At 67.6% G+C, this 8,743-nt stretch carries 8 protein-coding genes; 3 read left to right on the forward strand and 5 right to left on the reverse strand.

The window, feature by feature from the left end:
* The 3 genes from ABT08_RS11245 to ABT08_RS11255 form a co-directional block, all read right to left on the reverse strand.
* On the reverse strand, nt 1–1,213 hold a 1,213-nt coding region (locus tag ABT08_RS11245), incomplete at its 3' end, for a PAS domain S-box protein (protein WP_288114987.1).
* The gene (locus tag ABT08_RS11250) at nt 1,206–3,098 is read right to left on the reverse strand and encodes a tannase/feruloyl esterase family alpha/beta hydrolase (RefSeq protein WP_288114989.1); all 1,893 of its coding nucleotides are present in this window, start codon (nt 3,096–3,098) and stop codon (nt 1,206–1,208) included. The genes ABT08_RS11245 and ABT08_RS11250, both read right to left, overlap by 8 nt.
* A gap of 262 nt (nt 3,099–3,360) precedes the next feature.
* Nucleotides 3,361–4,710 carry a dicarboxylate/amino acid:cation symporter gene (locus ABT08_RS11255; protein ID WP_288114994.1) on the reverse strand — a complete coding sequence of 450 codons (1,350 nt, stop codon included), beginning with the start codon at nt 4,708–4,710 and terminating at the stop codon, nt 3,361–3,363.
* A gap of 273 nt (nt 4,711–4,983) precedes the next feature.
* Between ABT08_RS11255 and ABT08_RS11260 the strand changes: the two genes are divergently transcribed.
* Entirely contained in the window at nt 4,984–6,501 is a 1,518-nt protein-coding gene (locus ABT08_RS11260) for a putative hexosyltransferase (protein WP_288114995.1), read from the forward strand.
* 93 nt (nt 6,502–6,594) lie between these two features.
* Complete coding sequence (locus tag ABT08_RS11265) at nt 6,595–6,768, forward strand: DUF3117 domain-containing protein (protein ID WP_019179788.1); 174 nt, start codon at nt 6,595–6,597, stop codon at nt 6,766–6,768.
* Nucleotides 6,769–6,831: 63 nt separating this feature from the next.
* Here the strand turns inward: ABT08_RS11265 and ABT08_RS11270 are convergent, their stop codons facing one another.
* Entirely contained in the window at nt 6,832–7,470 is a 639-nt protein-coding gene (locus ABT08_RS11270) for an O-methyltransferase (protein WP_045247005.1), read from the reverse strand.
* 72 nt (nt 7,471–7,542) lie between these two features.
* On the opposite strand from ABT08_RS11270, the gene ABT08_RS11275 reads away from it, so the two are divergent.
* On the forward strand, nt 7,543–7,905 hold the full coding sequence (locus ABT08_RS11275) for a twin-arginine translocase TatA/TatE family subunit (protein ID WP_056519939.1): 363 nt from the start codon (nt 7,543–7,545) through the stop codon (nt 7,903–7,905).
* On the opposite strand, the gene ABT08_RS11280 is transcribed toward ABT08_RS11275, so the two are convergent.
* On the reverse strand, nt 7,884–8,743 hold an 860-nt coding region (locus ABT08_RS11280; RefSeq protein WP_288115001.1), incomplete at its 5' end, for an Mrp/NBP35 family ATP-binding protein. The genes ABT08_RS11275 and ABT08_RS11280 overlap by 22 nt on opposite strands.

An 8,743-nucleotide genomic window follows, 5' to 3' on the forward strand; every position in this document is an offset into this window, starting at 1 on the left:
GTCCGCTCTCGTCGAAGATGGCCATCCGATTGACCGACAACATCCGCCGTCCGCCATGAGCCGTTTCGATGATCTCGTGACTGGTGATCTGCTGGCGGTCACCGTTCAGGAGTTCCACCTCTTGCGCGAGCGAGATCGCGGCTTCGTCCTCGGCGAACAGATCGTCCGCCGTCTTGCCGACGACCTGATCCCTCGGTCGGCCGAAGAGCAGTTCGCCGACGCGATTCAACAGAATATAGCGGTGTTCCCTCGGCTCCTTGACGAAGAGCGTCACCGGAATGTTCTCGACGATCGTATCGAGAAACTCCTGCGTCTTCTGGAGATCTTCGACTGCCTTCTTGCGCTCGGTCACGTCGATGACCGCGACCAGAACGGCACGCCGACCATCGTGTGTCAGGGGCTGGGCGAAGATGTCGACGTCGATGAGGCTCCCGTCGGCCTTGCGGTGGCGCCAGAGGCGGGTCATGCGCCCGTCGTGGAGTGTCGCGGCGACGGCCTCGAGCGTCGCCTCGATGTCCTCCTTCGGCCGAATGTCGAGGATCGTCAGCGCCAGGAACGCCGCGCGGTCGTAGCCGTAATGCGCGACCGCCCGGTCGTTCACCGAGACGATCCGCAGGGTCTCGGCGTCGTAGACGAACATCGGGACGGGATTGTTCTCGTAGAGAAGGCGGAAGGAGGCCTCGCGCCGTTTGAGCTCGGTGATGTCGACGCGGATGCCGACGCTGCCGCCGTCGCTGGTGCGACATTCTTCGATCCGCAGCCAGCGACCGTCGTGGAGACGTTGCTCCTCGACATTCGAGGGTCTGGCGTGGCGCTCGAGACGTTCGCGGAGCCATTCCTCCTCGCGCCCGACGGCTTCCTCGTAACCGTGGGTCTCGACGACGTGGCGGAGGGCATCGGCGTAGCAGACGCCGACGGCGAGATGATCGCCGAGTTCCGGGTAGAGCTCGGCGTATCGCTTGTTCCAGAGGACGAAGCGATCCTCTTCGTCGAAGAGGACCAGGCCCTCCGGCACGACGTCGAAGGCGTCGCGCAGCTGAGCGTGCAGCCGGTCCACCTCCTCGACCATCTGGGAGATCGCTCGATCCGTCCGCCGACGGTCCGCCTCCGCCTCGTCGTAGGTGGCGCGAACCAGGTCGCCGAGCACCGCGAGATCGATTGCGCCGTCGGAGCGACGCGCTTTGGCGAGTTGTCTGGTGAAGAGCTCACGCATGGCTCGATACCGCCCGTTCGGAAAAGGTGACGATGGTCATCGTCTCATTGTGGAGAGCCGCGCGGCGGGTCTCCGGGTAGGGCGAGATCTCGCCCAGAGAATAGAACCCGATGCGCGGCATCGGGTCGTTCAGGCGCTCGGCGACCGCGACGACCTCGTCCTCGATCGTCGAGCCCATCAGGATGCGTCGCCCTATACAGCTCACCAGGATCGCGGCGGCGGCGTTCGGCGCGGCGGGATCGACGACGTCCTCGACCTGCCGAGCCGCGTCGGCGGCCGCTTCGGTGAGCCGCCCGAAGGTGCCGCGCATCAGCTGAACGACTGCCCCGACCGGGATGTCGCCGCCGAAATACATGCTGCCGTCGGCGTGATCGACGCCGAGGACGGCTCGCACCACGGTCTCGTCGGGTGCTTCCGGGTGATGGATCTGGAGCGGGAAGCGCAGCCCCGTGGTCGGCAGGCCGGCGAATTCTTCCTCGCCCAGATAACGCCGGTAGAGGTCTAGCATCGGGATGCCGTCGACGTCGTAGACCCGGTTGCCGGAGGATCGCGTCACTCTGCGGCGAGGCCCGAAGACCTGCCAACCGGCGCTGATTCCGAAGCCCATGTGGAAGTCCGCGCCGTAGAAACCGAGGGCGGCGACGACGTTGGATCGCGGCGGCGCCCCGGCCGCGACGAGGGTCTTCTCAAATGCGGTCCCGTCACAGGCCATCCCGCCGGTGATCGGGATCTCGTCGCCCAGGGTCGCGATCAGGGAATTGGGGACCTCGGTGGTCGAGGTGCCCAGTTTCCAGAAGCGCCAGCCCATGGTCGCCACGCCGGCATCGTAGGGCCAGTCGGCGTATAGGGCCTCGCCCTTGCTGTTCCTGGGGCCGCCGAAGACTTTCTTCAGCGCATCCACTTGTGGCGCGCTCAGGCAGGTATCGGCCTTGGCGCCGGGGCAGGCCAGGTCTTCGGGCTTGAAGGCGGCCTTGCAGGCCACGGGGTCGTCGATCATGCCGTCGGCCGCGCCGTCCAGCGCATCGCAGGCGGCCACCGTCCGGTCGGCCACCAATTGCATGTCCTGGGACGAGAATGCCTGGCTGATGATGGGCCGGTCCCCGCCCGTGCGCGGCGCGACGGCGGCGAAGGCCTGGTTGTCCCAGGCGTGCTGCACGGCGGCCTGGGGCAGGTTGAAGCCCGGGTTGCCGGCGACGATGCCGTCGAACTGGTCGGCGAAGCGCGAGGCGGCCACCATGGCCTGCCTGCCGCCGTTCGAGCAGCCGACGAAATAGGAATGGTCGGCGCCGCGGCCGTAGAAGCGTTGGAGGATGGCCTTGGCGGTCGGAGTGACGGTGCCGACCGCGTTGTAGCCGTAGTCCACGCGGGCCTGGGGATCGAGGCCGAACAGCGAGCCGCCGACGATGGGTTCGCTTTCGCTGGTATGGCCGCCGTCGGTGCTGGCGACGGCGAATCCCATGGACAGCGCGTTGGTGGAGGCGCCCGCTCCCGTCAGGGTGCCCAGGGCGGGGTTGACCGCACCATCCGTGCCGCCGCCGCCCTGGAAGAAGAAGCGGCCGTTCCAGGTGTCCGGCATGCGCAGCTCGAATCCGATGGCGTAGGCCTTGCCGTCGACGTCGCTGTTGCGCAGGTTCAGCCGGCCTTGCAGCCGGCAGTGGGCGGGAACGGACTGCGCCGGGTTGCCCGCGGAGGCGGCGGCGACGGTTTCAGGGGCGGCCAGTTCGAGCCGGGGGATCCCCAGCGCGGCCGCCGTGATGTCGGCGCAGGCAAGGCGGGGGGGATCGGAGGGGCCTGGAACGGACGGCCCCGCGTCGTCGGAACCGCCGCAGCCGTGCAGCGTTCCCAGCGCGGCGAGCATACCGCTGGCCAGATAGCGTCTCTTCATGCTTGTCTCCTCGTGGACGGCCGCGCGGGATCTCGGTTGTCTTCTTGGTGGGCGCGGTGGATGACGATTCATCGTCATTTATTTAATATAGTTAAATAAAAATGAATCCTGAATCAGGTGAAAACCCTATAAAAACTTGAATGTTGATTTAATTTATAGTTTAAATTATTAATTAATTGATGGATTCCGAGAGCAAACAAAAAGGCATGCGGACGCATGCCTTTTTGTTTGCGCGGCCAGTCCGGCCGCATGACGGGATCGATCAGCGGTGCGCGGGAACCAGCGCCTCGCCGCCTTCCAGGTCCGCTTCGATCCGCTGGGCGCCCGCTGCGCTCAGGGCCTGGTCCAGGCGGTCTTTGTCCAACTCGCCTTCCCAGCGGGCCACGACGACGCTGGCCACCGCGTTGCCCACCAGGTTGGTCAGCGCGCGGCATTCGGACATGAAGCGGTCGATGCCCAGGATCAGCGCCATGCCGGCCACCGGCACCGAGGGCACGACCGACAGTGTCGCGGCCAGGGTGATGAAGCCCGCGCCGGTGATGCCCGCCGCGCCCTTGGAGCTGAGCATCGCGACGAGCAGCAGCAGGATCTGGTCCACCAGCGACAGGTGGATGTCGGTGGCCTGGGCGATGAACAGGGCCGCCAGGGTCATGTAGATGTTGGTGCCGTCCAGGTTGAAGGAATAGCCGGTGGGAATGACCAGGCCGACCACGGGCTTGGAGCAGCCGGCGCGTTCCATCTTCTCCATGAGCGTGGGCAGGGCCGCCTCGGACGAACTGGTGCCCAGCACCAGCAGCAGTTCCTCGCGGATGTAGCGGATCAGCTTCAGGATGGAAAAGCCGTTGTAGCGGGCCACGGCGCCCAGCACGACGAGCACGAACAGCAGCGAGGTCAGGTAGAAGGTGCCGACCAGCAGCGCCAGGTTGGCGATGGAGCCGATGCCGTACTTGCCGATGGTGAACGCCATGGCCCCGAAGGCGCCGATGGGCGCGGCCTTCATCAGGATGGCGACCAGCCTGAAGAAGGCCGACGAGATGGATTGCAGGAAATTCAGGACCGGCGCGCCCTTGTCGCCCACGGCGCCCAGCGAGATGCCGAACAGCACGGAGAAGAACAGCACCTGGAGGATGTCGCCGCTGGCGAAGGCGCTGACCACCGTGTCCGGGATGATGTTCATCAGGAAACCGACCAGGGTCTGGTCATGGGCCTTGGCCGAGTACGAGGCTACGGCCTTCGCGTCCAGCGTGGCGGGGTCGATGTGCAGGCCGGTGCCCGGATGCACGACGTTGGCCACGATCATGCCGATGATGAGAGCCAGCGTGGAAAAGGTCAGGAAATAGATCATGGCCTTGCCCACGACGCGACCCACTTTTTGCAGGTCCCGCATGCCGGCGATGCCGGTCGTGACCGTCAGGAAGATGACCGGCGCGATGATCATCTTCACCAGCTTGATGAAGGCATCGCCCAGGGGTTTCATCGATTCCCCGATCTGGGGATGGAAGTGGCCGAGCAGGATGCCGACCGTGATGGCGAACAGCACCTGCACGTACAGGATCTGGTAGAACTTCTTCTTGCGCACGGGCGCCTGCGCCGTGCCGGGTATGTCGATCATCGGGATGTCCCCTTCCAGTGGCTGGTTGCCTGCCGCGACGTGGCGGAGGCGAGGCCTCGTTTTCAACGGTTGCCGATCTCGCGAGAGCATCGTTGACGCCCCTTTTGCAATCGGCATGCCCGCTTTGCGGCAGCGGTAACGAATTCGTAACTTGTTGATTCATATAGAGAATTCATTTCCAGAAAAGCGGCTTGTCCGGTTGCTTGTGCGGTTTTTCGCTCATGCTGAAAAATAGTGTGTGAAAATTCGCACATCACTTTCCTGTCCATGGCCATGCCCCCCATTTCCTTGCCCACCCCGGACGCCCGCCCCGCGCCGTCGTCCTTCCGGGTTCCCGGCCATGGCCGGGCATGGGCCTGTTTCGTCCTGATCGGCGCCGCGCTGCTGGCGGCCGCGCTGTGGGCGGCGGGAGGCATCGGCCGCGAGCAGGCCTACGCGGAAGTCGCGGCGGCGGCGCGCAACGCGGCGGCGCTCAAGGTCGCGCTGCTGACCGCCGAACTCGACAAGCAGCGCTCGCTGCCCTTCGTCCTGGCGCAGGACTCCGAGGTCCGGACGGCGTTGGCCACCGGCGACCCGGCGCGCTATGGCGCGCTGAATCTCAAGTTCGAGGCGCTGAGCCGGGATACCGGCGCCGCCGTCATCTACCTGCTCGCGCGTGTCGTCACGACCCTTCTCATGGTCGCCGCCGCGGCCGCGTCGACGGCGTCGTCGCGCTTCGGTGCGCACGCGACGATCGGCGATCTCGCCGTGGGGTGGGATGCCGCGTGGTACTGGTTCACAGCCCTCAACGGCTACCCGGTGCACCTGCCGACGAACACCGCCGGCCTCGTGACCGAGAACTCGTGGGCGTTCATGCCGCTCTACGCCTACCTCGCACAGGGCCTCGGCACGGCGCTCGGCGGCTGGGGTGCGGGGGCCGTCGCGATCTCGCTGATCTCCGGCTACCTCGCCTCGATCGTGCTCTTCACGATCACGCGGATGCGCCTCGACGAGACCTCCTCGATGTGGGCGGTCGCCTTCTTCGCATCGGGGCCGCTCGCCGCTCTGTTCCAGGTCGGCTATGCCGAGTCTCTGTTCCTCCTCTGGCTGTTCCTCGCCCTCTGGGCGGTGCTGCGCCGACGATACGGATGGGTGTATCCGCTCATCATCCTCATGGCCGCAACCCGACCGGGAGTGCTGGCCTTCGCCCTGTTCCTCGGCCTGCACGGCATCGTGCGGCTGGTGCACCGCAGGGCCGAGCCGCTGCGGGGACGTGACGTCGCCCACATCCTCTCCCTCGGAGCGCTGGGCGTGGTCGCCGGCTTCGCGTGGCAGTTCATCGCCGGGTGGGTCACGGGAAACCCGAACGCGTACCTTCTCACCGAGCTCTCCTGGCGCCGCAACTGGATCGCGGACGCGAGCCCGCACTTCGCGCCGTTCGACGGATTCGCCGTCGCCGTGCCGTTCTGGTCGACCCAATGGGGGTGGCCGGCCGCCGTCGGCTTCGTCGTGCTGGCCCTGGCTCTCGTCGGCATCGCGACGCTGTTGCTGTTCGAGCCGCACGTGCGGCGAATGGGGGTGGAGCTGCGGCTGTGGACGGCGAGCTACCTCCTCTACCTTCTGGCCGTGTTCTTCCCGCAGTCGAGCATCTTCCGCCTGCTCGTGCCCGTCGCCCCGCTCACGGCGGGTGCGCTCGCGGTGGCCCGCGCGTGGTGGTGGCGCGTCGGTGTCCTCCTCGTCTGCATCGCGCTGCAGTGGCTCTGGATCTACAACGTCTACGGACTCGCGAACACGTTCTGGCGCATCCCCTGACCGTGTGGCATCCACAACCGCACGGCCCGCGGTGCGGGGCCCGGCGACCCGGAGCGATAGACTGGATCGTCAGCCACCAGGAAGGGGAGCACGATGGCAGCCATGAAGCCGAGAACCGGTGACGGTCCGATGGAGGCCGTGAAGGAGGGCCGGCTCATCATCGTCCGCGTGCCGCTCGAAGGCGGTGGACGCCTGGTCGTCTCCGTGAACGACGCCGAGGCCAAGGAGCTCTACGACGTCCTCGGTGGCGTCGTGAACGCCGCCTGAGACGACGCATCCGTCATCGAGAACGGTCGGTCTGTGCAGACCGGCCGTTCTCTGCGTCCGGGGTCAGTCCGCCGACGGAACGGTGGTCAGCTGCAGCAGTCCGTCGCCGACGATCGACACTGCGGCGATGACCGCGGGTGAGGCCTGGGTCTCCTGGATGAGCGAGCGGTAGGCGGTGGTGATCGCGTCGCGGCGCACCGGGTCGGAGACGGCGCCACCGGCGAGCACGCGCGCGACCAGGACGGTGCCGCCGGGACGCACGAGCCGCAACCCGTGCTCCACGTAGTCGAGCACGTTCTCGGGGTCGGCGTCGATCAGCACGATGTCGTACGAGGCCTCGTTCATGCGCGGAAGCACATCGACCGCGCGACCCGTGATGAACCGTGAGCGTGCGGGGGCGATGCCCGCGTCCGCGAACGCGTGGCGGGCGGCCGCGAGGTGCTCGTGCTCGGTGTCGATGGTCGTGAGGATGGCGCGGGGCGCACCGTGCAGCAGCCAGAGCCCGGACACTCCGGCTCCGGTGCCGATCTCGACGATGTTCAGCGCGGCGGACGCGGCGGCAAGGAGGGCGATCTGCGCGCCGAGCGCGGGGTCGACCGGCTCCGCGCCCAGCTCCAACGCATGCGCACGCGCTTTGGCGATGGCCTCCGGCTCGATCGTCGATTCGGCGATGAACCGCGCGTCAGCGTTGTGATCCCTCATGCTCACTCCCTCTTCGTCAGCCTAGGGCTCGTCCTCAGCTTCCCCATGCAGGCGCGGCGCTAACCTGAATCCATGTTCCTGGGCCTGACCTTCGAGAAGCTGGTGCTCATCGGCGTTCTCGCGGCGGTCGTGCTCGGACCCGAGCGACTGCCCCGTGCGGCTGAGTGGCTCGCGAAGGCCACCAAGCGGGCTCGCGCCTACGCCCAGGGTGCCCGCGAGCGCATGCGCGACGAGATGGGCGACGATTTCGACGAGGTCGACTGGCGAAAGCTCGACCCGCGGCAGTACGACCCCCGCCGCATCATTCGTGAGGCGCTGCTCGACGACGCCCCCGCGGCGCCGGCGGTGCGGGCCGCGGCCCCGGCCGCGATCGCGGTCGCCTCCCTCGACCTCGCCGACGGCGAGATCCCGCCCTACGACTCCGAGGCGACCTGAGTCGAGACCCCCACGCGCAGGGACCGTCCGGCGAGACCGCGCGGGCGCCGGGCGAGGGTGTCCGCGAGGCGAAGGATCTCCGCCGCCGCCGGGTCGGCCGGGGCGCTGAGGGTCACCGGTGACCCGGTGTCGCCGCCGGTACGCAGCGCGGGACTCAGCGGCACCGACGCGACGAGCGGCACCTCATCTCCGTCTCCCTGTGAGAGCGCGGATGCCGCGGCCTGCCCGCCGCCCGAGCCGAACAGGTCGAGCACGGTGCCGTCGGGAAGTCGCAGCGGGGCCATGTTCTCGATGACGCCGATGACCCGCTGCCCGGTCTGACGCGCGACCAGGCCGCTGCGCACGGCGACCTCTGCCGCCGCCGCCTGCGGGGTGGTCACGACCAGCACCTCGGCGTGGGGGAGCAGCTGCCCGAGCGAGATGGCGACGTCGCCGGTGCCCGGCGGCATGTCGATGAGCAGCACGTCGAGGTCGCCGAACCACACGTCGGTGAGGAACTGCTGCAGTGTGCGATGCAGCATGGGGCCGCGCCACGCGACCGGGCTGCGCTCCTCGCCCTCGCGCAAGAACATGCCGATCGAGATCGTCTTCACTCCGTGGGCCACGGGCGGCACGATGAGGTCGTCGATGCGGGTGGGGTGCGGCATCCGCCCCTCGGCGTCCACGAGTCCGAGGATGCCGGGGATCGAGAAGCCGTGCACGTCGGCGTCGACGAGGCCGACCGTGAGGCCCCGGGCGGCGAGGGCGACCGCGAGGTTCGCGGTGACCGTCGACTTGCCGACACCGCCTTTGCCGCTCGTGACCGCGATCACCCGGGTGAGCGAGTCCGCGGTGAACG

It is taken from the genome of Microbacterium sp. SCN 71-21 (assembly GCF_001725695.1).
Taxonomy (GTDB): domain Bacteria; phylum Actinomycetota; class Actinomycetes; order Actinomycetales; family Microbacteriaceae; genus Microbacterium; species Microbacterium ginsengisoli.